This window comes from Nocardia sp. NPDC127526 (genome assembly GCF_042672265.1).
GTDB lineage: Bacteria > Actinomycetota > Actinomycetes > Mycobacteriales > Mycobacteriaceae > Nocardia.
The window spans coordinates 22,281-48,453 of record NZ_JBHXVO010000009.1 but is presented as its reverse complement, the minus strand read 5'-3'; the positions used below and the strand labels follow the sequence as shown (position 1 = coordinate 48,453).

23 protein-coding genes are annotated in these 26,173 nt (G+C 68.2%); 16 read left to right on the top strand and 7 right to left on the bottom strand.

Annotated elements, in window-relative coordinates; genetic code table 11:
• Positions 1–26: 26 nt before the first annotated feature.
• From ACFVIV_RS17915 to ACFVIV_RS17905, 3 genes are all read right to left on the bottom strand, one after another.
• Positions 27–1,205: an FAD-dependent monooxygenase gene (locus ACFVIV_RS17915; RefSeq protein ID WP_379197545.1), complete on the bottom strand. Its 1,179-nt coding sequence runs from the start codon at positions 1,203–1,205 to the stop codon at positions 27–29.
• Positions 1,162–1,509, bottom strand: a complete 348-nt coding sequence (locus tag ACFVIV_RS17910; protein WP_379197543.1) for a DoxX family protein — start codon at positions 1,507–1,509, stop codon at positions 1,162–1,164. The genes ACFVIV_RS17915 and ACFVIV_RS17910 overlap by 44 nt, the downstream gene beginning before the upstream one ends.
• Positions 1,510–1,684: 175 nt before the next feature.
• Positions 1,685–2,290 carry a response regulator gene (locus tag ACFVIV_RS17905; RefSeq protein ID WP_379197541.1) on the bottom strand — a complete coding sequence of 202 codons (606 nt, stop codon included), beginning with the start codon at positions 2,288–2,290 and terminating at the stop codon, positions 1,685–1,687.
• 81 nt (positions 2,291–2,371) lie between these two features.
• On the opposite strand from ACFVIV_RS17905, the gene ACFVIV_RS17900 reads away from it, so the two are divergent.
• Positions 2,372–4,114, top strand: coding sequence for a histidine kinase (locus ACFVIV_RS17900; protein WP_379197539.1), 1,743 nt, complete (start codon positions 2,372–2,374; stop codon positions 4,112–4,114).
• 134 nt (positions 4,115–4,248) lie between these two features.
• Positions 4,249–4,542: a hypothetical protein gene (locus ACFVIV_RS17895; RefSeq protein ID WP_379197537.1), complete on the top strand. Its 294-nt coding sequence runs from the start codon at positions 4,249–4,251 to the stop codon at positions 4,540–4,542.
• 9 nt (positions 4,543–4,551) lie between these two features.
• Here the strand turns inward: ACFVIV_RS17895 and ACFVIV_RS17890 are convergent, their stop codons facing one another.
• A complete protein-coding gene (locus ACFVIV_RS17890) occupies positions 4,552–5,190 on the bottom strand; it encodes a TetR/AcrR family transcriptional regulator (protein ID WP_379197535.1) in 639 nt (212 codons plus the stop codon).
• Positions 5,191–5,266: 76 nt separating this feature from the next.
• Between ACFVIV_RS17890 and ACFVIV_RS17885 the strand changes: the two genes are divergently transcribed.
• On the top strand, positions 5,267–5,950 hold the full coding sequence (locus ACFVIV_RS17885; RefSeq protein WP_379197533.1) for a hypothetical protein: 684 nt from the start codon (positions 5,267–5,269) through the stop codon (positions 5,948–5,950).
• A gap of 12 nt (positions 5,951–5,962) precedes the next feature.
• Here the strand turns inward: ACFVIV_RS17885 and ACFVIV_RS17880 are convergent, their stop codons facing one another.
• Together ACFVIV_RS17880 and ACFVIV_RS17875 are read right to left on the bottom strand one after the other, a co-directional pair.
• The gene (locus ACFVIV_RS17880) at positions 5,963–6,658 is read right to left on the bottom strand and encodes a DUF3558 family protein (RefSeq protein WP_379197531.1); all 696 of its coding nucleotides are present in this window, start codon (positions 6,656–6,658) and stop codon (positions 5,963–5,965) included.
• A 221-nt stretch (positions 6,659–6,879) separates the two neighbouring features.
• Positions 6,880–7,590 (bottom strand): hypothetical protein, encoded by a 711-nt coding sequence (locus ACFVIV_RS17875; RefSeq protein ID WP_379197529.1) that lies wholly within the window; start codon positions 7,588–7,590, stop codon positions 6,880–6,882.
• Between the two features lie 322 nt (positions 7,591–7,912).
• Between ACFVIV_RS17875 and ACFVIV_RS17870 the strand changes: the two genes are divergently transcribed.
• The 13 genes from ACFVIV_RS17870 to ACFVIV_RS17810 all read left to right on the top strand — a co-directional run bounded on the left by ACFVIV_RS17870 (position 7,913) and on the right by ACFVIV_RS17810 (position 25,193).
• A complete protein-coding gene (locus ACFVIV_RS17870) occupies positions 7,913–9,013 on the top strand; it encodes a BMP family protein (protein ID WP_379197528.1) in 1,101 nt (366 codons plus the stop codon).
• Between the two features lie 3 nt (positions 9,014–9,016).
• Entirely contained in the window at positions 9,017–10,534 is a 1,518-nt protein-coding gene (locus ACFVIV_RS17865; protein ID WP_379197526.1) for an ABC transporter ATP-binding protein, read from the top strand.
• On the top strand, positions 10,531–11,796 hold the full coding sequence (locus ACFVIV_RS17860; RefSeq protein ID WP_379197524.1) for an ABC transporter permease: 1,266 nt from the start codon (positions 10,531–10,533) through the stop codon (positions 11,794–11,796). Before ACFVIV_RS17865 ends, ACFVIV_RS17860 begins: the two co-directional genes overlap by 4 nt.
• Positions 11,793–13,082 carry an ABC transporter permease gene (locus tag ACFVIV_RS17855; RefSeq protein WP_379197522.1) on the top strand — a complete coding sequence of 430 codons (1,290 nt, stop codon included), beginning with the start codon at positions 11,793–11,795 and terminating at the stop codon, positions 13,080–13,082. The genes ACFVIV_RS17860 and ACFVIV_RS17855 overlap by 4 nt, the downstream gene beginning before the upstream one ends.
• 139 nt (positions 13,083–13,221) lie before the next feature.
• The gene (locus ACFVIV_RS17850; protein WP_379197520.1) at positions 13,222–13,587 is read left to right on the top strand and encodes a hypothetical protein; all 366 of its coding nucleotides are present in this window, start codon (positions 13,222–13,224) and stop codon (positions 13,585–13,587) included.
• 576 nt (positions 13,588–14,163) lie between these two features.
• Positions 14,164–15,327, top strand: a complete 1,164-nt coding sequence (locus ACFVIV_RS17845) for an MFS transporter (protein ID WP_379197518.1) — start codon at positions 14,164–14,166, stop codon at positions 15,325–15,327.
• 3 nt (positions 15,328–15,330) lie between these two features.
• A complete protein-coding gene (locus tag ACFVIV_RS17840; protein ID WP_379197516.1) occupies positions 15,331–16,566 on the top strand; it encodes an aminotransferase class I/II-fold pyridoxal phosphate-dependent enzyme in 1,236 nt (411 codons plus the stop codon).
• Positions 16,563–18,149 (top strand): acyl-CoA carboxylase subunit beta, encoded by a 1,587-nt coding sequence (locus ACFVIV_RS17835; protein WP_379197514.1) that lies wholly within the window; start codon positions 16,563–16,565, stop codon positions 18,147–18,149. The genes ACFVIV_RS17840 and ACFVIV_RS17835 overlap by 4 nt, the downstream gene beginning before the upstream one ends.
• Positions 18,146–20,083: an acetyl/propionyl/methylcrotonyl-CoA carboxylase subunit alpha gene (locus tag ACFVIV_RS17830; protein ID WP_379197512.1), complete on the top strand. Its 1,938-nt coding sequence runs from the start codon at positions 18,146–18,148 to the stop codon at positions 20,081–20,083. The genes ACFVIV_RS17835 and ACFVIV_RS17830 overlap by 4 nt, the downstream gene beginning before the upstream one ends.
• Before the next feature lie 17 nt (positions 20,084–20,100).
• Complete coding sequence (locus ACFVIV_RS17825; RefSeq protein ID WP_379197510.1) at positions 20,101–21,723, top strand: ABC transporter substrate-binding protein; 1,623 nt, start codon at positions 20,101–20,103, stop codon at positions 21,721–21,723.
• The gene (locus tag ACFVIV_RS17820; RefSeq protein ID WP_379197508.1) at positions 21,716–22,744 is read left to right on the top strand and encodes an ABC transporter permease; all 1,029 of its coding nucleotides are present in this window, start codon (positions 21,716–21,718) and stop codon (positions 22,742–22,744) included. Before ACFVIV_RS17825 ends, ACFVIV_RS17820 begins: the two co-directional genes overlap by 8 nt.
• Positions 22,741–23,562 carry an ABC transporter permease gene (locus ACFVIV_RS17815; RefSeq protein ID WP_379197506.1) on the top strand — a complete coding sequence of 274 codons (822 nt, stop codon included), beginning with the start codon at positions 22,741–22,743 and terminating at the stop codon, positions 23,560–23,562. Before ACFVIV_RS17820 ends, ACFVIV_RS17815 begins: the two co-directional genes overlap by 4 nt.
• Positions 23,559–25,193, top strand: a complete 1,635-nt coding sequence (locus ACFVIV_RS17810) for a dipeptide ABC transporter ATP-binding protein (protein WP_379197504.1) — start codon at positions 23,559–23,561, stop codon at positions 25,191–25,193. The genes ACFVIV_RS17815 and ACFVIV_RS17810 overlap by 4 nt, the downstream gene beginning before the upstream one ends.
• On the opposite strand, the gene ACFVIV_RS17805 is transcribed toward ACFVIV_RS17810, so the two are convergent.
• On the bottom strand, positions 25,177–26,166 hold the full coding sequence (locus ACFVIV_RS17805) for an alpha/beta hydrolase (protein WP_379197502.1): 990 nt from the start codon (positions 26,164–26,166) through the stop codon (positions 25,177–25,179). The two genes, ACFVIV_RS17810 and ACFVIV_RS17805, sit on opposite strands and share 17 nt — an antisense overlap.
• Positions 26,167–26,173: the final 7 nt, after the last annotated feature.

Below are 26,173 nucleotides of genomic sequence, written 5' to 3'. Positions count from 1 at the left end.
GCCGCAGATCCGCGGGTTGCTTCCCGTCAGCCCTCCCAGTCGAGGACGGGGGCGAGTGATTTCAACTGCACCGAGGACGGGGTCAACCGCAGTAGTGCGTTGCGCGCCAGCACCGCCACGGGCGAAGAGAGCTGACCGACGGCACCGATGACACGGGAACGCTTGACGATCATCTGAGTGCGCGGCCTGCGCTGCGCGTCGTAGCGTGTCAGATCGCCGTCCTCGGCCGCGACCCGGGCCAGCACGACCGCATCCTCGAGCGCCTGGCAGGCGCCTTGACCCAGGTTCGGGGTCATCGCGTGCGCGGCGTCACCGAGCAGTGCGATCCGTCCCGCGACATAGGTTTTCAGGGGCGGCAAGTCGTAGAGATCATGCTTCAGGATCGCGGTGTCGTCGGCCGCCGCCAGCAGCGCGGGGATCGGCTCGTGCCAGGAACCGAACCGGGCGCGCATTTCCGATAGCCCACCGCCCGCGGTTCCCGCGGCCATGTCGGCCGTGGCGAAGCAGTAGACCCTGCCGTCCGGGAGGGTGCCGTAGCCGAAGCGCTCGCCCCGACCCCAGCTTTCCCCCATATCGCCGACCGGCTCGCGGGGGTCGACCACCACTCGCCATGCGGTGTATCCGCTGTAGCGGGGTTCGATCGCGCCGCAGACCGCGCGTCGCACCACACTGCGAATACCGTCGGCGCCCACGACCACATCCCCGGCCGAGGTCCCCGCCGAGTGCTCCGCGGTGCCGTCCGCCCGCACCGCGGATACCGAAATCCCAGTCCGCACAGCATATTCCGGTATCGATGCACGCAGGATATCGAGCAGGTCGGCGCGATGCATCAGGAGCGGACTGCCGTATCGGACCCGGACGGCCTCGATGTCGGTCCGGGAAAGCCAACGCCCCGTGTTGTCCCGAATCCCCGCGGAGCCTTCCTCTTGTGCCCGGCCGCGGATCTCGGCACCCAGGCCCAGCTCATCCAATGCCCGAAATGCGTTGGGCCACAGTGATAATCCCGCCCCAACCTCCGCGATCCGGGCCGATCGCTCCAGTACCTCGACCTCCCAGCCCCGGCGCGTGAACGCGACGGCGGTCGCCAGACCGCCGATGCCACCACCGACTATGACCGCTTTCGGCATGTCGTTCCCTTCGTTGGCGCAGCTCGAACAGGCGTCACTTGGCGAACTGGAGGGCCACCGTCGCAGCGGCGGGGACAAGGTAGAGCACCGGGAAGATGGCCGATCCCGCGTGACCGGCCCGGATGGACGTGGCCGAGGCGAGCAGGAAGTAGGCGATGAGGCAGAACGCGGCGGCGATGCCGATCGGGGGGATGACGAAGCCGACGATCAGACCGAGGGCGCCCGCGGATTTCGCCAGAGCCAGCCAGTTCCACCAGGACTCGGGGACGTTGTACTGCTGGAGCGGTTCGACCACGAACTGCTTCTTGGTGAACAGGGAGAAGCCGGAGAAACCGACCCACAGGGCCGCGACGACTCCGACGACGTGGTACGCGATGTTCATGAGAGACCATTCCTTTGCAAGCCGAGGCAGGCGCCTCGGCGTCCGTTTTCGAACAAGGAAAAGCGTCACATCGCGGGACAGCGCGCTGTAGTGCGCCGAGTCATGATCTCGACATGCATTCGATAGTGCCGAGCCGTGCAAAACGCATGGCTCGTCGGTGCACATTGCGCGGGGATCAGAGCCAGCCGGCTTGCTGCGCGATGCGCACGGCGTCGACTCGGGTACGCGCCTGCAGTTTGGCCGCCGCGGCGGCGAGGTAGTTGCGGACCGTGCCGTAGGACAGATGCAGTTGCGCGGCGATCTGTTTCGGGTCGGCGCCGCTGGCGAGGCAGCGCAGGACATCGATCTCGCGGTCGGTCAGCGGGTTTGCCGGGCCGCGCAGGGTCGTGAAGGCCAGTCCGGGATCGAGGATGCTGCCGCCGGCCGCGACGGTACGGACCGCGCGCAGCAGATCCCGGCGTGAGCTGTCCTTGAGCACGAATCCGGAGACGCCGATATCGATGGCGCGCTTGAGGTGGCCGGGACTCGCCAGCGAGGTCAGCACCAGCACCCGGCATTCCGGGTGGTCGCGGCGGATCTCGGCGGCGGCGGTGAGTCCGTCCTTGCCCGGCAGATCGATATCGAGGATGGCAAGATCGATGTTCTCGGCGGCCACCGTGGCCGCAATGGATCCGCCCTCCTCCAGAACAGCGGCCACCACAAGGTCGTCCTCCAATTCCAGTGACGCCACCAGGGTTTCGCGCAGCAGTCGCATGTCCTCGGCGATCAGTATTCTGATCATCTGATACCTCTCCTCACCGCGGCCTGCCCCCATGAGCTGTTCAATTTGCTAAGGACAGGCCGAACGGTATGCAATCATCGCGTGTCGTTGCTCTCCAGGTCGATCGGGTACCTGTTCCTGGTCCCGTGCGTCCTCCCGGTGGTTTTCGGCGGGAACGGCATTGCTACTGCCTGCTGCGCCCTCGCGCAGGCCGCCTTGCTGGTCATGGCACATCGGTGGCCGGGCCCGACCCGGCCCGTCCTGGTCGCGCAGGTCGCGGCGACCTACCTGCCGATCGCGGTCCTCGGCTCGGCCGCAGTCGATCTCGACGGCCTGCTGGCCGCCACCATCGCCCTGGCGCCCGGACGGCGCTCGCGGTGGTTCGCTTTCGGCGTGGTGACCTTGGCGGCCGGCCCCCTCGACCATGGGCTGCATGCGAGCGGCACGGCGTACCTGCACGCCGCTGTCGGGACAGCCGCCGTCGGCCTGGTGCTCAGTAGCCTGCTGAGGTTGCCGGACCTGGTCGACCAACTGGGCTCGACACAGGAGGACCTGACACGAGTCATTCGCGCCGAGGAGCGATTCCGCGTCGCGCGGGACCTCCGTGCCGGGCTGGGTGAACAGCTCCTCGTGGTGACGGACCGCCTGTACCTGGTGCGACGCGATATGGCGGATTCGCCGGACCGAGCGATTCGCACGGCCGACGATGTGGCCGACCGTACGCGCACGATCGTCGCCATGATGCGCCGCATCGCGGCGGCCCAGCATGATCTCGACCGGCCCGCCAGAGACCGCGCGCCGGTGGCGCGATTGGCTCCCCGGCTGACACTGATCGCACTGGTGGCGAGCCTGCTGGCGATCAGCGCCAATCAGGTCATGGAGGTCCCGCAGTACCAGGTGTTGAACGCCGCCGGTGGGCTCGCCTTCTCCGCGCTACTACTGGCGCAGGTCGTCTGGGTGCGCTTCGCCGTGCCGCTGCTGTGGGCTCAGCTGACGCTCGCCCTGATTCCGCTGCTGTGGCTCGGTCCGGCCTGGTGCTCGTGGCTGAGCCTGCTCGCCGCGGCCGCGCTGCTGCGCGAGCGCCTGTCCTGGGCGGTCGCAGCGGTCGGGTTCTTCGCGCTGCGCGCGGTTTTCACCGAACCGACCGGCGCGCTGACAGACCGAACCGGCTGGGTTCTGCTCGCTCTGCAGACGACTCTGGTTCTCTTCGGACTCTCTCGATTCCACCAGCTTTCGGTGCAGCTGAACCGGTCACGAACCGAGCTGGCCGCTCGGACAGCACAACTCGAACGCCTGCGCCTGGCTCGCGATATCCACGATCTGCTCGGTTTGACGCTGGCCGTGCTGGCGCTGAAATGCGATCTCATCGGCGAACTGATCTCGCGAGACCCGCGCCGCGCGGCATCCGAGATCGACCAGGCCCTGCGCATCGCGGCCGATGCGCAATTCGAGGCGCTCGCCCTCACCGACGATCGCGCCGCCCTCTCGCTACGGCGCGAATTCGATTCGGCCCGAGCGATACTCGCCACCGCCATTGCGAACGTCAGCGTCGACTACGACGACGATCTGCCGGAACGGGCCGACACCGTGCTCGCTCCGGTCGTCCGGGAGGCGGTGACCAATGTGCTGCGCCACAGCACCGCGACGCGCGTCGAGATCTACTGTCGAAGCCGAAATCAGAATGTACAGCTGAATATTCACAACGACGGTGTGTGCGCGACGGCGGCGGACGGGTCGGGACAGGGCTTGCGGAACATGCGCGCCCGGGTGCTCGGTGCGGGCGGGTCCTTCACGACCTCGACCAGCGATGGCGAGTTCCGTCTCGAGGCCGCGGTGCCCTGCTGACTCGTGCATTCTGCACGGTTCCACGCTGCCGGATGCATGCACGATCGGTGCCCGGCACACTTCTCTCCGCCCGCCGCCGATGTGAGGCTGGTTCTCGTCCGCACGACAAGACCCGAAGGAGCGAGAGCGCTGGTATGGCCGTGGTCAGAATGCACAGATTCCGAGTAGCCCGTGCCGATCTCGAAAACCTGTTGGCACAACGGAGAACTCTCATCGACGGCATCCGTCTCGCCAATCCGGGCTTGACCGAAACCCGGCTCACCCGGCTCGAGGACGGCACCTACCTCGACACCTGGCGCTGGGACCGCGCCGAGAACATGCTGGCCGCGATCGCCGCCGCGCAAGGCGTCCCGCTCGTCGACGCCACCGAGGCATTGATGCTGGAGGCGTCCGCGCTCACCGGCGAGATCATCGACGAAAACCCATAGCACCCGATGTCAGTCCCGGAAGGTGACCCGGATGAAGGTCTCGGTGTGGCGGCGGATCTCGTCGCGGGCCTGCGCGCGATCCTGGTCCGTTGCCTCGGCGTGCAGGTGCAGGATGCGGGTCAGGCCGATGAAGCCGGTGAAGGACATGGCGAGGTCTTCCGGGGCGGCGAGATCCGCCGGGATCAGGCCGGCGGTGATCCAGCGGTCGAACAGCAGGCTCACCTGGGTTCTCATGGCAGAGACGGCATCGCGCACGGCGGAGCTGTGCAGCAGGCCGTCGCGAGCCATCATGCTGATCAGCAGCCTGGCGTCGTCTTGCTCCCATTCCTCGAGCGAAGCGCGCACGAGTTCGCGGAGGTAGTGGGGCGGGTCGTCCTCGGCGGGGGCGGAGGAGCCGAGGGCCGTGATGTCCAGCGGGTTCTTGGGGCCGAGCGCGGATAGGACCGCATCGAATATCGCTTGTTTGCCGGCGAAGTGCGCGTAGAGGACGCTCTCGCTCAATCCGACCTCGCGCGCGATGGACCGGATCGAGGTTCCCGCGTAGCCGTTGCGGGCGAACAGCCGCAGGGCGGCGGACATGAGGGCGGCTTTGGTATCGCCGGCGTCCACTTTTCGCGGCCGGCCCGGCCCGCGCCGTGGTGTCGTCATCGGGCTTCCATGCCTCCTTCGGCGGAGATAGAATTAATCGATCGATCGATTATTTTATACCCGAAAGAAGGACCCCATGAGCACCAACCAGCGGACACACACGAACCCGCCCGCGCCGTACGTCGAGACCTCCCCCTACGGCTACCTCTATGCCGGATTCCGCGTGGACCCACCGCGCCGAGTTCCCTTCGTGCCCCGCAGTTCCCGGCGACGCCAGGCATTGAGCCGGTACCGGGATCTGACCCAGCAGCTGAAGGCGCTCGATGAGGTGATCGGGGCCACGGTCTACCGGGCGGTCGCGATCCAGCCGTTCGTGGAGAGCCCCCGCTTCGACGTGATCGTCCTGATCGAGACCACCACACCGGACACGATCGCGGAAGTGCAAGCCGCTCCGGCGTTTCAGCAGCTGAACCCCGACTTCGTCATGGCCGCTCGCAATATCCGCCGCCTCGGCGACATCGACCGCTCGCCGTCGGGCACCTTCCTGTTCAACCACTTCACCTCCGACGACCCGGACCGCGCGCTGCGATACTTCGACTCCGTCGCCGGCTGGTTCACCCATGACGCCGAGGTGGACGACATCGCACTGCTCGGCCCCATCGACACCAGCCCGTACGTCTTCATCAACCAGGTGCGGCTACCCGGCACACTGGCGGGATTCGTGCTCGACCTGATGCGCCCGAACTTCCGGAACTCGGTCTATCGGAAGATGCGCGCGGACCGGATCGGCTTCGCCTCCATCATCTGCAAACCTCTCTGACGCGCTGGTCGGTCAGGGCAGGGAGTTGAACAGGGCGGCGCCGACTCGCTGGACGTCGTGGCAGGCATTGGCCGTGCCGGCTTTCGCGCGGCGGACGGTGAAGACGATGCTGCCGGATCCGGCCGGGGTGGCGATGTGGCAGCCGAGTTGGTTGGAGTCGGCTACCGAGCGGAATACGACCATCTGGCGGCCGTAGTACTCGGTGCGCCTGAGGTCGTGGAAGGTGCCGGGCTCGAGGACCGCGTCCATCGAATCGCCGGAGGCCACGATGGTCGTTTCGAAGGTTCCGTCGGTGGATTGCCAGGTGCAGGCCGGGTACTTCGAACCGGATACTCGCGTCTCGGTGGAAGTATCCAATCCCGCTGCGGCGAGGTCTGATTCGGGGAGCGAACAAGGGTCCCAGGAGGTGCCGGCCGGGGAATCCACGGCTGATGCTGCGGGACTGCCGGGGGCGGTGGTGCCGGTGTCGGCTTCGGTGGGATCCGGTGCGGCCGCGCCACTGTCGTCCTGGACGGTCGTGGGTGCACCGGGGGTGCTCTTCACCGAGGTGGTCCCGCCCGGGGCCGGTGCGCCGCCCGTCGAGTCGGTGGCACAGGCCGTGAGCGCTATGGCCGCGACACCCAGTACCGCCGCGAGACGGTGGGCGGTGGTCCTCCCCTGGATTCCCCGGCGAAGCGGAGTGGCGCAGGATTCGGGCATGCGTGTCATGATCGGCGGATACCTCCAGCTCAGCGGCCCGAAAGCACTGTTCCGGAAATGGATTCGACTATCCCGCGCTGCGGCTTCAACGTATGGCGCGGGCCGGGGACCGCACTATCCGATGAATGCCCTATTCGATGGCCTTCCGCCGACGCTGGTCGAAACGGAGAAGCCCTCCGTGTTTCCGGAGGGCTTCTCGGACAGTCTTCGCCGTTCGCGGCGGCGTGCGGTCAGTTCTGCGGGGCGGGCTGGGGCTGGGGGTCGGCCCACTTGGAGGTGCCCGGGGCGGCCTGCCAGGTGTTCAGCAGGTCGATGCCCGCGGCGACCAGGGTCGGGCCGCCCGCGACCAGGCCGCCGATAATGCCGCCCGCGGGCACACCGGCGACTCCGCCCGGGATGCAGCCGACCATGATGGTGGCGACGCAGCCGACGATGAACCCGATAATGCTGCCGACCAGTGCGCCGACTTGACCGGCGACCGAGAGCTTGCCGCTGAATTCGTTCAGCGCCTTCTGATCCTCCGCCGGCGAGGCGATCGGTTTGACCGCGAGCGGCTGCGTGGGGATCTGCACCCCCTCCGGCTTCGCCGGGGTGATCTCGAGAACCGTGTCGTCGTTCTTCGTGACCGCCGTGATCGGGACCTGGACGTCCCCGATCCGGTAGTCGAGCGGCATCGACACCACCGTCGCGCCGTTCTCGTCCATGATGTTGGCGACCTGGGTCTTCGGGGCGTCGGGGGTCGCGCCGTCCTGCTCGCTCACCGTGAACTTCGCGCCCCGCAGCGCGGCGACAACCGTCTTGTCGACCACCTTGAGGGAGTATTTGATCCCCGGATCGGCGGGGGCTGCGGGGGCTGCGGGCTCGGCATGCGCGGTCCCCAGACCGGCGGTCAGCGCGCCGACAACCAGTACGGCAGCCGCGGTGGTGCTGCGGAATTTCATTCGATATCCCAATCGGTCGTGGATCGGCCGCACCTGCCGCACGAGACATCTTGTCCCCCAAGGCTATTCAGCCACGATTAGCGTGACGCGGTGCGGTCGAAGGCGGTCCCGATCAGCGTAAAACGGGTTACAGTTCGACGCGGCCGGCGATGATTGCCGAAAGAGCACCCGATGATCGATTAGTGATGTGATGACGGCCGCCGGCGCCCGGCCGCCGCGGAGCCCCGGTCGACGGCGGTGCACCCGCCCGGCAAGCCGACTTTCTGTAAATCAATGTTTCAAACTCAATCCAGCAAACCGGAGATCGGGTAAATGTGAGCAGATGAGATCTGCCACTGCCTCGAGAACCGTCATCGCCGGCGGTGTCGCCATCGCGCTCGCGCTGCTGTCCGCCTGCGGTTCGCCCCCGGCCGACCAGGGCTCGAAGGGATCCGGCAATGTCTACGGCGCCGCCGACACGCGGTTCCGGGCCTGCATGGTGACCGATGCGGGCGGCGTGGACGACAAGTCGTTCAATGAATCCGGCTGGAACGGCGTGAAGGCGGCCGTCGACGCCAACAAGGAGATCTCCGGCAGCTACCGGCAGTCCAACAGCACCGCGGACTACGAGCCCAACCTGCGGGCCTCCGCCGATGACGCGGACTGCGGTCTGGTCATCGGGGTCGGCGGCCTGATGGCGGATGCGGTCGCCACGGTCGCCAAGGAGAATCCGGACAAGCGCTTCGCGATCGTGGACTCCCACGTCGACCTGCCCAATGTGTACTCGATGGAGTTCAACGCGGCCCAGTCCTCGTACCTGGCGGGCTACCTCGCGGCCGGCACCACGAAGAGCGGGAAGGTCGCCACCTGGGGCGGTATGCAGATTCCGGCGGTCACCATCTTCATGGACGGTTTCGCCGCGGGTGTCGCCAAGTACAACCAGGCGCACAACACCACGACCACGGTCCTCGGCTGGGACACCCAGGCCCAGAAGGGCTCGTTCACCGGCAATTTCGACGACACCAGCGCCGGCCGGTCGCTGACCGAGAACTTCCTCGCCCAGGGCGCCGATGTGATCCACCCGGTCGCCGGGCCGGTCGGCCTCGGTGGCGCCTCGGCCATCAAGGACGCCGGCAATGCCAGCATGATCTGGGTGGATTCCGACGGCTACCAGGCGGTTCCGGAGTACAAGCAGATCATGCTGTCCTCGTCCATGAAGGACATCTCCTCGGCGATCCGGGTGGCCATCGACAATGCCTTCACCGGCGGCGCCAAGGACGGCCGCTATGTGGGCACGCTGAACAATCAGGGTGTCGCGCTGGCGCCGTTCTACGACTTCGACAGCAAGGTCCCCGACGCGCTGAAGCAGGAACTGAAGCAATTGCAGGCCGATATCGTGGCGGGCACGGTGACGGTCTCCTCGCCGGCAGCCCCGAAGCCGTAGCGTATGCGCCTCGAACTACGCGGCCTGACCAAGAGGTTCGGCGATTTCGTCGCCGATGACGCGATCGACCTGGTGGTGGAGCCGGGCCAGATCCACGCCATCCTCGGCGAGAACGGCGCGGGCAAATCCACGCTGATGAACATGCTGTACGGGATTCTGGAACCCGACGACGGGCAGATCCTGATCGATGGCGCGCCGGTGCGGTTCCGTTCGCCCGGCGATGCCATCGCGGCCGGAATCGGCATGGTGCACCAGCATTTCAAGCTGGTCGGCCCGTTCAGCGTCGCCGACAATGTCCAGCTCGGGCGCGAGCATGCCCGGGCCGGGATTCTCGATCGCGCCGCGGCGCACCGGGCCGTGCGGGAGGTGTCCGAGCGCTACGGCCTGGCGCTCGATCCGGATTCGATCTGTGAAAATCTGCCGGTCGGTGTGCAACAGCGGGTGGAGATCGTCAAGGCGCTGTCGGGGCACACCGAATTGCTGATCCTCGACGAACCCACCGCGGTGCTCACGCCCACCGAGGTCGCCGAACTGCTGGCGATCATGCGGAACCTGGCGAAGTCGGGCATGTCGATCATCTTCATCAGCCACAAGCTGAAGGAGGTGAAGGCGGTCGCCGACACCATCACGGTCATCCGGCGCGGCAAGGTGGTCGCCGAAGCCTCGCCCGAGGACGGCGAGGCCGAGCTGGCCGCCGCCATGGTCGGGCGCGAGGTGTCGCTCACCGTCGACAAAACTCCGGCGCAGCCGGCCGGGAACGCCTTGGAGATCAAGGATCTCACCGTGCTCGACGATCGGGGCGTCGCGGTGCTGGACGGCCTGAACCTGACCCTGCGCGCCGGTGAGATCGTGGGCCTGGCCGGGGTGGAAGGCAATGGCCAGACCGAATTGGGCCGCGCCATTCTCGGCACCATCACCCCGGCGGGCGGCTCCATCGAGATGATCGGCGCGGACGTCACCCGCTGGCACCCGTACCGGCGCATCGCGGCCGGGCTGGGGTACATCCCGGAGGACCGGGCCCGCGACGGCCTGGTCGCCGATTTCACCGTCGCCGAGAACATCGTGCTCAACCAGTACCGGGAGACGCCGCTGTCCCGGCGCGGCGTGGTCGACGACAAGGCGGTGCGGGCGCTCGCCGCCAAATCCATCGCGGAGTTCGACGTGCGCACCCAGGGACCCGAGGAGCGGGCCTCCGCGCTGTCCGGCGGCAATCAGCAGAAGGTCATCATCGCGCGCGAATTCTCGCGTCCGCGCAAGGTTCTCGTGGCCGCGCAGCCGACCCGCGGCGTGGATATCGGCGCCATCGAGTTCATCCACGCCCGGCTGGTGGCCGAACGCGACACCGGCACCGCGGTGCTGCTCATCTCCGCGGAACTGGACGAGATTCTCGCCCTGTCCGATCGCGTGGCCGTCATCTACAACGGCCGGATCGCAGGCGAAGTGGCACCCGACACCCCGAGATCGGAGATCGGACAACTCATGATCGGTCACCGGCCCGAGACCTCCCCAGGCGACGCGTGAACACGACAACCGAGAAAACCCAGGCGGATACCGAGCCGAGCCGGAAGGGCTTCGGCCCCACCTTCGTTCGCTATCTGACCGAAGCCAACAACGTCATGGTGACGATCTACTCGCTGCTGCTGGCCTTCGCCATCGGCGCGGTGCTCATCATCGTCTCCGATCCGAACGTGCGCGGCACCTGGAGCTATCTGTTCGCCCGGCCCGCCGACGCGCTCAATTCCTCCTGGTATGCCGTCAGCACGGCGTATCAGGATCTGTTCGAGGGCTCGATTCTCGATTTCCACCGCCTGCAGCAGTTTTTCGCGGGCGATGCCACGCTGGCCCAGGTCCTGCGACCGCTCTCGGAGACGCTGACCTACGCGACCCCGCTGCTGTTCACCGGTCTGGCGGTCGGGCTCGCGTTCCGGGCGGGGCTGTTCAATATCGGCGCGCAGGGGCAGTTCGTCTTCGGCATGCTCGGTGCGCTGATCGTCGGCTTCGCGGTGGAACTCCCGGCGCTGCTGCACCTTCCGCTGGCGCTGCTGGCGGGCGGACTCGCGGGCGGGCTGCTCGGCGCGGTACCCGGTTATCTGAAGGCGAGAACCGGTGCGCACGAGGTCATCTCGTCGATCATGCTGAACAATATCGCCGCCTACTTCCTGATCTGGGCGCTGGGCACCACCTTCATTCACTCGGTCACCTCCCAGGAACTCGTCTCCAAGCCGGTCGAGACCTCGGCGCGGCTGCCGCAGCTGCTCGGCTGGGCGGGATCGGGTCTGCGGGTGAGCACCGGGCTGCTGCTCGGGCTCGCCCTGGCCGCCGGAATCTGGTGGCTGCTGAGCAAATCCACCTTCGGCTTCCGCATTCGCGCGGTCGGCGCCAATGCCCACGCGTCCGAGACCGCGGGCATGGATATCGGGCGCACCTTCACCACCACCATGGGCGTGGCCGGTGCACTGGCCGGGCTCGGCGGTGCGGCCTTGGTGCTCGGACTGAACCCGTACACCGTGAATCCCACGACCGCGGTGGAGTACGGCTTCGACGGCATTACGGTGGCGCTGCTCGGGCGCGCGCATCCGGGCGGGATCGTCGCCGCCGCACTGCTTTTCGGCGCGCTGAAGTCCGGCACGCTGCACATGCAGCCGGCCATCCCGGTGGAGATGTCCACCCTGCTCCAGGCGGTCATCGTGCTGTTCATCGCCGCGCCCGCGCTGGTCAAAACCCTGCTGCGGCTGCGGACCCCGCGCGGCGGGCTCAATACTCTGGAAGCGAGGGGCTGGTGAACGCGACGACCGGCAGCGAACCGCAGATTGCGGTGTCGGACAAGGCCCTCCGGCGGCATACGGCGGCGGCGTACGGTCTGATCGGCCTCGGCGTCGTCCTGGGCGGGCTGGGCCTGGCCCTGATCGACTCCGGGCGGACCACCACCTATCGGCTGGACCAAACCGTCGACGCGAGCTGGACCGTCGGCACGCTCGTGGTGGTCGTGACGCTGAGTGTCCTTGCGGCACTTGCCGGAGCCGCCCTGCTGCTGGTGCCGAAGGAAATCCTGCAGCGATCCGACGACTTCCTCATCGGCGGCGGGGTCGCCGCCCTCGTCATCGCCGCGCTGTCCTGGACCGTCACCCCGGGCGTCGGCTTCCCCGTCGAATTCGTCCTGGCGACAACCCTTTTCCTGGCCCTGCCGTTCATCTTCGGCGCGCTCTCCGGTGTCGTCGCCGAACGCTCCGGCGTCATCAATCTCGGTATCGAAGGCCAGTTCCTCACCGGCGCGTTCACCGCGGCGCTGCTGGCCTCCATCACCGGCAATGCCTACATCGGAATGCTGGCCGCCACCCTCAGCGGCGTCTGCTCGACCCTGCTGCTGGCCTGGCTGGCCACCCGTTTCGAGGTCAACCAGGTGGTCACCGGCATCATTCTCAACCTGCTCGCGCTCGGCCTGACCGGCTTCCTCTACGAGCGGCTGATGCGCGCCGACGGCTCCCTCAACCAGCCCGCCACCGTCCAGAAGGTCGGCGACTCACTGGGCTTCCTGGCCGACATCCCGATCCTGGGCCCGGTACTGTTCGACCAGAACATCTTCGTCTACGTGGCCCTGGCCTGCGTCTTCGCCGTCTCCTTCCTGCTCTTCCGCACCCGCTGGGGCCTGCGCACCCGCGCCGTCGGCGAGCATCCCGCCGCCGCCGACGCCGCCGGCATCAATGTCAACCGCCTCCGCTTCTGGAACGTCACCGCCGCCGGCGCCCTCTCCGGCTTCGGCGGCGCCTTCTTCACCATCGCCAACAATGTCTCGTTCTCCAAGAACATGACCGCGGGCCTGGGCTTCGTAGCCCTGGCCGTCATGATCGTCGGCCGCTGGCACCCCTTCGGCGTCCTCACCGCCGCCCTGCTCTTCGGCTTCTCCAGCGCCCTCCAACGTTTCCTCAACACCATGCCCGGCAACCCCATCCCCACCGAATTCCTCGGCATGCTCCCCTACGCCGTCACCCTCGTCGTGGTCGCCGGCTTCATAGGCCGAGCCGTGGCCCCCGCCGCCGACGGCATCCCCTACACCCCCGGGAGCAAATAGAAGTGATCTGCTCGCGCGGTCTTCCGGCACCGGGGATGCCCGTACCCGGCTGCGAGGTTGCATCCGGTACCGGGTACAGGCTTAGCCTCGAATGACGGCGAGCCCGTCTCGGGCTCCCACGAGGCAGGAGGCGCCGGTCATGACCGAGGAACCCCGAATGCCGGCCACCGGCGATGCGGACGGCGCATGGGTGGCCGTCGACGCGTGTGCATTGCCGACCGCCGAGCAGCCACTGCGGGTAGCCGAGTTCGACGCGCTGTTCCGTGACGCGCTACGAGGCATCGAACGAGTATCGCCCACGCGGCTGCGGCTGGACCTCGACGCCGCCGCCGAAGCCCGCGCCCGGGAACTGGCGGCACGGGAATCGAACTGCTGCTCGTTCTTCACCTTCGGATTCATCCCGGCGGGAAAACAGTTGGTGCGCATGGACATCGATGTGCCGCCGGCCCGGGCCGAGGTGCTCGACGCTTTGGCCGCGCGTGCGGCGGCGGGCAGGCCGGCATGAACGGGCAGGTGGCCGAGGCCGCAGCATCGAATACCTCTCCGTAGCAGCGAGTCCTTTACTTGGTCCGCAGTTCACCGAGCGGGTCGGGATCCGACTCCAATGTCGTGGCCGCGGATTTCCAGGCGGTGTCCCCGGGAATGAGAGCGCTGCGCAGGAACGCGGCGGTGACCCGGTGCACCAGTGCGAGGCGCGCGGGGTGTTCATCGGTAGTCTCCGCGACCTGGTGACCCGCGATACCGCCGAGCGTGTGTTCGGCCCCGAACAGGGTGAGCAGACTCTTGTTTCGCGGGCTGTGGGTATAGGCGTCGGTGAACCAATCGGGCCCGCGCGTGGACAGGTGTGACCGGTCGTGACCCCCGTCGCAATCGCGGGGTGCGATAACGCGAATTGAAAACCCTTGTCCCCGAACGAATCAGGGCGATTCTAACCCTGTTCGAGGTCTTCCTTGACGGCGTAAATCTGATGGGCGGATCCGAAATCCGGACGAGTGACGCCGCCATTGTCTCGAACAATGGCGGCGCACATCTGTGGGCGTAGGGGAATGAATTGACTGTGCGGCAGCAAATCGGTGCGACCGTGACGGCATCGCGCCGGGCGGTGGTCGCGACCGCGTGCGGCGCGGTGATCGTGGCCCAAATGGCGACCACCATCTACCTTCCGGGCATGCCGGCGCTGGGCGCCGATATAGCGGCCGGTGATGGCACGCTGCAACTGTCCGTGGCCTTGTTCGTGGTGTTCGCCGCGCTGCCGGTGGTCGCGTGGGGGCGGGCGGCGGAGCGGTTCGGGCGGGTGCCCGCATTCGTCGCGGCCGGGATCTGCTTCATTCTCGCCAGTGCGGGGCTGGCGCTGATCGTGAACGCGCCGCAGTTGCTCACGCTGCGCGTCGTGCAGGCGATCGGTGCGGGCGGTATCGCGGTCGTCGGGCGAATGATGGTGAAGGACCTGTTCACCGGGGCCGAGCTGGCGCGGCAACTGGCGCTGTTGTCCATGGCCTTCGTCGTCGCGCTGGGCGGCGGACAGGTGATCGGCGGCATCGTCACCTCCACGCTCGGATGGCGGTACGGGTTCGCCGTGCTGGCCGCGCTCGCCGTCGTGCCGGTGGCCGCCGCGCTGCGGGTCGAGCTCCCGCCGCCGGAGCCGGGGCCGCCCGTCAAGGGCACGGCGCGCCGGCTGCTCGGCGACCGGGTCTTCGTGACCGCCGCCGTCGCCGGCGGTATCGGATTCGCCGTGATCGTCATGATCCAGCAGAAGTCCGCGTTCATCTTCGCGGACGGATTCGCGCTGCCGCCGTGGGTGTTCGGCCTGTTCGGCGTGCTCTACGGTGCGGCGTATCTGGCCGGGGCCACCTATGTGCGGCGGGCGGTGAGCCGAGTGGGCGCGCGCGCCATGATGCGGCAGGGCGCGTGGATCATGCTGGCCGGTTGCATACTCATCACCGTCGTCTGGGTGGTCGACCTGCACCGGGCGATCGCGCTGCCGATCTTCCTCGCCGGCTACGTCACGACGACCTTCGGCCAGGCCACGCTGTTCCCCAACAGCGCCGCGCACGCCGTCAGCCACCTCGTCTCGGGAGGCGCGATCGCCGTGTCGTGGTGCGCGCTCATCCAGCAGGGCCTCGCGGGCGTCGCCTCGCTGGCCGGCCCCGCGCTCACCGGGCTGCTCGCCTGGTCCCTCGCTATCACTCTGCTCGCCGCCGTGAACGTGCTCGTCGTCGCGGCGCCCTCGCCACCGAAGGAATAGGGAATGGCCACACACCAATTCGCCAATATTCGCAGGCAATTGCAATTGAGCAATACTTTCTGGGACGACAGCACAACGCACGGACTGGTCGACATCGTCGCGGCGGATATGCGCGAGGGGAAGGTCCACGACCGCGACGGCCGGGAGATCGTCAACTTCTCCTCGTATTCCTATCTCGGCCTGGACAGCGATCCCCGGATAATCGCCGGCGCGCACCGGGGTCTCGACGAGACGGCGACGATCAATTCGTCCATCTCCCGCATGCGAATTCGCCTGGCATTGCTGGAGGAGGCCGAGCAACGGCTGTCCGATACCTTCGGCGCGCAAGCCGTCACGGTCTCCTCGTGTGCGGCGGCGGCCTGGGCGACCCTGCCGCTGCTCGCCTCCGGGGAGCTCACCGGCGGGCATCCGCCCCTGGTCGTCTTCGACAAGAACGCGCACTTCTGCCTGAACGCGATGAAACCACTGGTCGCGGACGAGACCGAGCTGGTCACCATCGAGCACAACGATATCGCCGCTCTCGAGGATTTGTGCCGCAAGCATTCCCACGTGGCGTATATCGCCGACGGCGTGTACAGCACGGGCGGCGGCGCTCCCCTGGACGAGCTGCACCGACTCCAGGACGAGTACGGGTTGTTCCTGTATTTCGATGAGGCGCACGGCATCTCGACACTCGGTGCACGCGGCCGCGGCTATGTCCTCGGCGCCTACGCGGGATGGCGGGAGCGGACTCTCGTAATCGCCTCACTCAACAAGGGTTTCGGAGCCAGCGGCGGTGTGATCTTCTTCGGCCCGCCCGGTGACGATTCCCGCAAACCCACCCTGCTGCGCACCAGCGGACCCCTGATGTGGTCACAGCGGATCAATACGGCGGGGCTCGGCGCCATTGTCGCCTCCTGCGATCTGCACGACGACGGCACGGTCGACCGGCTGCAAGCCGAACTCCGCGAACGGGTTCGCCTGTTCGACTCGCTCGTGGACACCGATCTCGCCGGTGACGGTCTCCCCATTCGCTTCGTCAGCATCGGCCGGGAGGACGCCACCGTCGCGGTGGCCAAGGACATGCTCGACGCCGGGTTCTACACCTCCCCCGTGTTCTTCCCGATCATCCGCCGCGGCAGTGCGGGCCTGCGCCTGATGCTGCGGGCGGATCTCGAGCCCGCCGCCATCCACCGGTTCGCCGACACCTTGACCGCGAGCCTCGCCGCCCACCGGGATCGGGAGGAACTCCCCGCATGACCGTGACAGTCGAGAACAACACCGGAATCATCGAGAACACAGCCGGATTCGAGGCACAGCGCCGACTGCTGCGCGACCGGATCGCGGAGATCGTGGCGCCGCGCCGGCGACCCGGCGACGCCAAACTTCCCGTGCGCGAACGGGTCGATCGCATCCTCGACCCCGGCACACCCTTCCTGGAAATCGGCCAGCTGGCCGCCCACGAGGTGTACGACACCGATCTGCCCGCGGCCGCGCTCATTGTCGGCATCGGCACGATTCACGGTCGCCCGTGCATGGTGTTCGCGAACGACCCGCACGTCAAGGGCGGAACCTTCTACCCGCTGACCATCAAGAAGCATCTGCGCGGGCAGAAGCTGGCCCGTGAATATCGCCTGCCCTGTGTGTATCTCGCGGATTCGGGCGGCATCTACCTGCCCTTGCAGGAGGAGATCTTCCCCGACGAGGAACACCTCGGGAAGATGTTCCGCAATATCGCGGAGATGTCGGCCCTGGGCCTGCCGCAGATCTCGGCCGTGCTCGGCATCTGCACCGCGGGCGGGGCGTACATCCCCGCGATGAGCGACGAGACGGTGATGGTCGAGGACCTCAGCACCGTCTTCCTCGGCGGCCCGCAACTGGTGGAGGCTGCCACCGGAATCAAGGTCGACGCACAGACTTTGGGCGGCGCGGACCTGCACGTGCGGCACACCGCCGTCGCGGACCATCTGGCCGCGAACGAGGAGGAGGCGCTGGCGATGGTGCGGGACATCATCGCGCGCACGCCCGGAGACCGGGTGCACCCACCGGCGTTCCCGGCCCTCGAACCGGCCGAAGACCCCGCGGGCCTGCCGGATTTGATTCCGTCCACCACCAAGAAGGAAATGGACGTCCGCGCGATTCTGCGCCGCGTCGTGGATGCCGCCTCGTGGGTCGAGTACCGCAAGGACTACGGCATCACCATTGTCTGCGCCACCGCGCGCATTGCCGGATACGAGGTCGGGATCGTCGCCAATCAGGGCGTGATCTTCCCCGACAGCGCGCTCAAGGCGACCAATTTCATCCAGATCTGCAATCAGCGCCGGATCCCATTGCTGTTCGTGCACAACGTGAGTGGCTTCATGGTCGGTGAGCAGTACGAGCGCGAGGGCATCGCCAAGCACGGCGCGAAAATGGTGAACGCCGTCTCCTGCGCCACCGTGCCCAAGATCTCCCTGGTCATCGGCGGCAGCTTCGGCGCGGCCAACTTCGCCATGTCGGGCCGCTCGATGGGCGGACAGTTCATGGCCATGTGGCCGAATGCCCGTTCCACCGGGGTCGGCGGCGAGCAGGCCGCCTCGGTCATGGCCATTCTCAAGCGCGACCGGCTGCGGCGCGCGGGCCAGGAGCTCAGCGCCGCCGAGGAAGCCGCCATCAAGCAGCCCATTATCGACAGCTTCGAACGCCAGTCGCTGCCGGCCTATATCGCCGCACGCCTGTGGGTGGACGCGGTCATCGAGCCGGAGGATACGAGATCCTGGCTCGCGCAATGCCTTTCGCTGGCGCACGAGCGCTGGGATCGACCGGCCGCGGCCGCCTCCACCTTCGGGGTGTTCCGGCTGTGATCTCGAGAGTGCTCATCGCGAACCGGGGCGAGATCGCCGCCCGCATCGCCCGCACCTGCGACCGCCTCGGCATCGGCTATGTCACCGTGAGCGTCGACGAGGACCGCGATCTGACCTATCACGACGGCGCCGCGGCGACGGTGCGCCTGCCCGCGGGCGGCTACCTCGATGCCGCCGCGCTGATTCGCGCCGCCACCGAAACAGGCTGCGACGCGGTGCATCCCGGATACGGGTTCCTTTCCGAGAACGCGGTTTTCGCACGCGCCGTCCGATCCGCCGGACTGGTCTTCGTTGGCCCCGGTTCGCAGGTGATCGAGACCATGGCCGACAAGGCGTCCGCCCGCCGGATCATGGCCGACGCGGGCGTTCCGGTGCTGCCCGGAACCCCGGAAGCGACCGACGACCTCGATGCGCTGGTCCGCTCGGCCGCGGACATCGGCTATCCGCTCATCGTCAAGCCCGCCGGTGGCGGTGGCGGCAAAGGCATGTCGGTGCTGCGCTCCCCCGCCGGACTGCGCGAATCGCTGGCCTCGGCGACCCGCACCGCCATCGCGGCCTTCGCCGACGGCCGCCTGCACCTGGAGCGCTACGCCGAGCACGCGCGTCATATCGAAGTGCAGGTCTTCGGCGATGAATTCGGCACTGTCGTGCATCTCTTCGATCGCGACTGCTCGTTGCAGCGACGGCACCAGAAGGTGATCGAGGAGGCTCCCGCTCCGCGTATCCCGGAGGCCATTCGCCGGCGGATGTTCGACGCCGCCGTGCGCGGCGCGCGGGCGCTGCACTACACCGGCGCGGGCACCTTCGAGTTCCTGCTGGTGGGCGCGGAATTCTTCTTCATCGAGATGAATACGCGGCTACAGGTCGAGCACACCGTCACCGAGGAGATCACCGGTGTCGATCTGGTGGAATGGCAGTTGCGGGTCGCTTCCGGCGAGCCGCTGCCCGCCGCCCAGGAGGAGATCGCCGCCACGGGCGCCTCGGTCCAGGTCCGCATGTACGCGGAGGACCCGTTCCGGTCCTTCCTGCCCTGCCCGGGAGACCTGGAGGTCACCCGGTGGCCGGATATCCGCATCGAGCGGGCCTTCACCCGGCGGCTCCGCGTGACCGGCGGATTCGACCCGATGATCGCCAAACTCGTCGCGACCGGCCCCACCCGGGCGGCGGCATTGGCCGCCGTGCGGGACGCCTGCGCGGAACTGCGCTGGCACGGCATCTCGACGAACCTCGGATTCGTCGCGCACGTCCTCGCCGCCCCGGAAGTCATTGCGGCCGAGCACGATACCGCCTACCTCGATCGGATCGATCCGGTCGCGGAGTTCGCCGATCCCGACCGGCTCGCGGCCCTGGCGGTCGCCGCCACGCTGACCGCACCCGACCGGACGACACCGTGGTCGGCGGGCGCTCCGGCCGGCGACCGCGCCCGGCTGGATCCCACCGGCCACGATCTGGGCGGCGTCGATCTGACGGTCGAAGGCCGTCCGTTCACCGTCCGGGTGAGCGGTTACGACGGCGCGGCGGTGCTCGTCCGCACCGCCATCACCGATCCGGGCGTCGCCGGTATTCGCCTTGGCGGCGAGACGGTTTCGGTGGACTCGACGCTCGCCACGGTCCGCCGCCGGGGCGAGGCGTGGGTCTGCCAGGTGGCGGGTGTGTCCAGGGAAGTCCGGTACGCCGAATACCGCTCGCCCGGCGCGACATCGGCGGATCCGGAGATCCGCTCGCCCATGCCCGGCACGCTCGTGCGGCTCCATGTGGCATCGGGCGCGGAGGTCGAAAAAGGCCAGGTCCTGGGCGTGGTCGAGGCCATGAAGATGGAACACGAACTGACGGCGACACATTCGGGTGTCGTCACGGTGACCGCGGCCGAGGGCGCGGTCGTCACCACGGATCAATCGATCTTTCTCATCGAGGAGAGGAGCGCCGCGCTGTGATGCGGAATCGGCGACTGATGACAGCTCTGGGAGCGGCCACGGCCGTCCTGACGCTGATGACCGCATGCGGCGGATCGGACACCGCGGGCGGCGATTCCGCGCAGCCGATCAGCGGCGGATCCTTGACCTGGGGCGTGGAGACGGAGCCGACCACGCTCAATCCGCATCTCAATGGCCAGGGCAAAACCAAACTGCTGCTGCGCAACTCGTACGAATCGCTGCTGCAGCGCACCGCGGACGGCGGGGTCGTCCCGTGGCTGGCGGCCGCGCACGAGGTATCGCCCGACGGGCTGACCTACACCTTCACCCTGCGGGACGGGGTGCGATTCACCGACGGCACTCCGCTGACCGCCGCCGCGGTGGCCCTCAACTTCACCAAGATGAAGGACCCGGCCTATTCCGGCGGTTTCGGCTCGGGCCCGCTGTCCAATCTCGACACGGTGGTGGCGAAGGACGAACGGACGGCGGTCTTCACGCTGAAGAACCCGTATTCGCCGTTCCTCGACTACGCGGGCACCCTGGAGATCATCTCCCCGGCCGCCTTCGAACTGCCGCAATTGAAGTCCGGCGGACCGGAAATCGCCGGTACGGGACCGTTCATCCTGGACCGCTACACCAAGGGCCAGGAGATCCACTTCCGGAAGAACCCGGACTACAACTGGGCGCCGCAGAACGCGAAGCATCAGGGCCCCGCCTACCTCGACGAGGTCACCTACCGATTCCTGCCCGAATCGTCGGTGCGCACCGGAGCGCTCACCTCCGGCCAGGTCGACATCATCGAGGGCATTTCCGGGAACGACGCCGGATTGTTCGAGGACAACCCGGAATTCACCTATCAGCACGCGCTCAATGCCGGGAGCCCCTATTCGCTGTACCTCAACTCGACCTACGGTGCGGCGGCCGATGTGAAGGTGCGCAAGGCGCTGATCGACTCCGTCGACGTCGACGCCGTGCTCCAGTCGATCTATCGCGGTGAGCGCACCCGCGGCTGGGGGATCACCTCCCCGAACGATGAGCTGTTCTACGACAAGAGCATCGAGAAGTCCTACGGCGCGGATACGAACGCCGCCAACCGCCTGCTCGACGAAGCCGGCTGGACGGTGCGCGACGACAAGGGATTCCGCACCAAGGACGGGCAGCGCCTGACCATCGAGGTGGTCCAGGCGCAGTCCACCGTGCGCGATCAGCGGGATGTGCTGTTGCAGGCGATCCAGGCCCAGGCCAAGCAGAATGCCGGCATCGACCTGGCCATCGCCCTGGTCGACGCGGGCACCTACACCGACCGCCGCAAGAACAATACGTTCGGCTCGATCGCCAACTCCGACACGCTGACCGGCGGCATCGATATCGAGAACCACTGGTACCCGGTCACCGCGTTCGGCACGCTCAACTACAGCCGCGCCGCCGATCCGGAGCTGACCGCATGGCTGAAAGCCGCTGCCGCGACACAGGATTCCGGTGAGCGCGCCAAGCAGTACGCGCAGTTGCAGCGATTCGTGCTCGCCGACAAGGCCTACGCGCTGCCCCTCTACCAGCCGGAGGACCAGATCGCGGCCGCGACCTATGTCCACGGCGCCGGATTCCGGGCCTACCACCAGTTCCCGGAGAGCGCCTACGACATCTGGGTCGATCGTGGCTAGCGTCGGCGGCGCGGCGACGGCAGAGACCGCCGCCCCACCGCGGGCGGTGGTCTCGGACACCCGATTCGACGCGGGCCGCGAGATCGGGAAACGCGTTCTGCTCCGCGTGCTTTCGGGTCTCGGCGTGCTGTGGGGAGCGGCCACCCTGGCCTTCGTCAGCGTCCGGCTCGCGCCCGGCGATACCGTCGACCTGCTGGTGGGCGAGCAGCGGCGCACCCCGGAACTGGAGGCGGCCATCCGCGCCGAATGGGGCCTGGACAGCCCGGTCGTGGTGCAGTACTTGCGCTACCTGTGGGATTGCGCCCATGGCGATTTCGGGCGCTCCTACATCCTGCAGCGACCGGTCTCGGAGATCATCGGCTCGCAGGCCGCGCCCACCCTGGAGCTCACCGCGGCCGCGCTGCTGGTGGCCCTGATCTTCGCGGTCGTGGTCGCGACGATCACGGCACACCGGCGGCGGTCGCGGGCACTGGCCAATGCCGTGGAGCTGACGCTCGTATCGACTCCCCCGTTCTGGCTGGGGATCGTCCTGCTGTCGGTCTTCAGCTTCCAGCTGAAGATCTTCCCGGTGGCGGGGAACAAGGGTCTCGCCTCGCTGGTGCTTCCCGCTCTCGCACTGGGCCTTTCGCTCGGCGCGGTCATCGCCCAGGTACTGCGCGACGGCCTGGAGCGGGCGCTCGAGGAACCGTTCGCGGTCACGGTGAAATCCTGGTCGGTCAGTGAGACGGCGCTGCGGCTGCGCCACGGCTTGCGCCATGCGGCCCTGCCGGCGGTGACCTTGACCGGCTGGCTGGTCGGCGGCCTGCTGGGCGGAGCGGTGATCACCGAAGAGGTCTTCGGCAGGCCCGGACTGGGCAGGGTGACCGTCGATGCCGTACTCGCCCAGGATCTTCCCGTCGTCCTGGCCGTGGCCATCCTGTCCGCACTCGTCTACGTCGTGACCAGCACCGTCGTCGACCTGCTCGGGCTGTGGCTGGACCCGCGGCTGCGCACCGGCTCGGGGCGAGGTGAACCGCGATGAGGACGGCGACCCGCATCGCGCCCGGCGTCGGCGTCGCGGCCCTGGTCCTGGCCGTCGTCACGGTCGCGGTGCTCGCGCCCGCCGTGCTGACCGGGCAGGATCCGCTCACCGCCGATCCGCTGGCCGCACAGCTGCCACCCGGCCCGGGCCACTGGTTCGGGACGGACCATCTCGGGCGCGATGTCTTCACCCGCGTCGTGCACGGGGCTCGCTACTCGCTGCTCATCGGCGTCACCGCCATCGCCATCGCGGTCATCGCCGGAACCGCGCTCGGCCTGGCCGCCGGGCTGGCCCGCGGCCTGCTCGACGAGGTGATCACCCGCTTTCTCGACGTGGTCTCGGCGTTCCCGGATCTGCTGCTCGCCCTGGTGCTCATCTCGTTCACCGGTCCCGGAACCGCCAATCTGATCTGCGCGCTCGGCATCGCCTCGATTCCCCGGTTCGCCCGGGTGGTGCGCGCCCGCACGCTCGTCGTCCGGGAGTCCGGGTATGTGGAGCAGGCGCGGACCTTCGGGCTCACCCGGGCGACACTGGTGCGGCGCCATATCCTTCCGCACGCCATCGCCCAGGTGCCGATCCTCGCCACCATCGGACTTGGCACCGCCGTGCTCGGCGCGGCGGGGTTGAGCTTCCTGGGGATGGGTCCGCAGCCCCCGGCCCCGGAATGGGGCGCCATGCTCGCCGAGGGCCGCAACTATCTCCGCAATGCCTGGTGGATCGCGGTGCTGCCCGGCGTGGCCGTCACCGCCACCGTCATCGCATTGAGTTCCCTTGGGCGGCACTGGCAACGGCACTACGACGGAAGGTCTCCGGCATGAGCGGGCAGAGTCTGGTCTCGATCGCCAATCTGCGCGTCGGCTTTCCGGGCAGGGCGGGTGCGGGCGAGGTGGTGAAAGGCATCGACCTGCGGATCGACCCGGGCGAAGCCGTCGCCATCGTCGGCGAATCGGGTTCCGGAAAGTCGGTCACCGCAAAGACATTGGCCGGTCTGACCGGATCCGGCGCGCACGTGCGCGCGGATCGCTTCGAACTCTTCGGACAGGACGCGCGCGGCTACCGGGAGCGCCAGTGGCGTCGAATCCGGGGCAGCCACCTCGGTTTCGTGCTCCAGGACGCGCTCGTATCGCTCGATCCGCTGCGCCGGATCGGCGAGCAGCTGTCCGAGGTGCTGCGCGCGCTGACCGATCTGCGCGGCGAGGCGGTCACCGCGCGCAGCGTGGAGCTGCTCACCTCGGTCGGCGTCCCGGAACCCGAACTGCGGCTGCGGCAGTACCCGCACGAGCTCTCCGGCGGGCTGCGCCAGCGGGCGCTGATCGCGACGGCCATCGCGGGCGATCCCCGGCTGGTCATCGCCGACGAGCCGACCACCGCCCTCGATGTCACCGTGCAGCGCCAGATCCTGGATCTGCTCCGCCAGCGCAAGCAGGCGGGCAATGCCCTGCTGCTGATCAGCCACGATCTCGCGGTGGTCGCCGAACTGGCCGATCGGGTGCTGGTCATGAAGGACGGCGAGATCGTCGAACAGGGCCGCACCCTCGAGGTGCTGACCCGGCCGGAGCATCCGTATACGCGGGGATTGCTCGCCGCCGTTCCCTCGGCCGCCTCGCGGGGTACGACGCTGACCGTCTCCGATCGCCGGCCGCTGCCGCCGCGCACGGTCGACGACACGCGAATCGTATTGTCGGTGCAGGACCTTCGGAAGACCTACGGTTCCGAACCCGCCGCGCGAGCCGTGGTCGAGAACGTCGATTTCGACCTGTTCGCGGGCGAAACCCTCGGCATAGTCGGCGAATCCGGTTCCGGCAAGACGACCACCGCGCGCATGGCCCTGAGCCTCATCGCACCGACCTCCGGCCGGGTGGTCGTCGACGGCGAACCGTGGAGCGAACTGCCCGACCGTGAGCTGCGCCGCCGGCGCGGGACCGCTCAGCTGATCGCGCAGGATCCGCTGAGCTCGTTCGACCCGCGCTACACCGTGGCGCGCATTATCGGAGAAAGCCTGGACACCACCGGTATTCGCGGGCGCGCCCGGGCGGAGCGGGTGCGGGAGATACTCGATGCGGTACGACTCGGCCGCGACCTGCTCGACCGTCATCCCCGCACCCTGTCCGGCGGGCAACGGCAACGGGTCGCCATCGCCCGCGCCCTGGCCCCGAATCCCGCGCTGATCGTCGCCGATGAGCCGGTGTCCGCGCTCGACGTCTCGGTGCAGGCGCAGATCCTCGACCTGCTCGCCGATCTGCAGGCCGAATTCGGCACCGCACTGCTGCTCATCTCCCACGACCTCGGCGTGGTGCATCACATCGCGCACCGCGTCGTGGTCATGAAGGACGGCCGCGTAGTCGAATCCGGCGACGCCGACTCGGTCCTGCGATCACCGCAGCACGAGTACACCCGCCGCCTGGTGGCCTCGGTCCCCCGCCTGCCCGAACTCACCGATCGCGCGTGACCACGAGGTGGTCACCGAGGAATTCGGTGATCCGGGCCCGCGCCGCCTTCGCCTGCGGCACGATGCCGGGTGTGGCGAGAAAGGCGTGCGGCGCGCCGGGATATTCGGAAAGTTCTGCGGGCGTGCCGGACTCGCGCAGCCGTTCGGCGTAGCGACGGCCATGGTCGGCCACCGGGTCCAGGGTCGGCACCACGACGAGGGCCGGGGCGAGATCGCTCAGATCGTCCGCGTGCACGGGGGACACCGCGCGTGCATCGGTCCCCTGGGGCACCGCCAGTTGCTGGAAGACCTGCAATCTGGAGACCGTCAGGGTCGGGCTGTCCGCGTGCTGGACCATCGAGGGGTAGTCGTACATCGTGCCGGTCAGGTCGGTGACGGGATTGGTCAGCACCTGTGCCCGCAGGCGCAGGCCGGATTCCCGGGCGCGCAGCGCGGCGAGCGCCGAGATCAATGCGCCGGTGCTCTCACCGGCCACGGCTATGCGGTCCGGGTCGATGCCCCAGTCCGGGGCGTACCGCACGACATGCCGCAGCACATCCCAGCCGTCGGCGGCGGCGGCGGTCAGCGGCGTCCCCTGGGCGAGCAGGCGATGCTCGACCGAGACGACGACCGCGGGCAGGCGCGCGGCGAAATGGCTGTTGGCCCAGTCGGATTGCGGCGCGGTGCCGACGAATCCGCCGCCGTGCACATGCAGTACGAGCGGCAGCGCCGCGGCGCCCGCGCGCCGGGGCCGGTAGATCCGGACCGGGATCACGCGATCGGGCAGCGCCACCTCCTGCCAGCCGATGGCCACACCGCGATCCGGGAACCCGGTGATCACCCGGGCCAGGCGGGAGCTCGCCTTGCGGTTCGCCGAATCGCGGTAGGCGACCAATTTCTCGGGCGTCAGCGTCGGCCAGTCCGGCTCCTTCTGCAGGGGGCTCAGCAGGCGGATACCGAGCGGCGGCCGGTCGATTGCGGTTGCGTGGTTCATGGCGCCA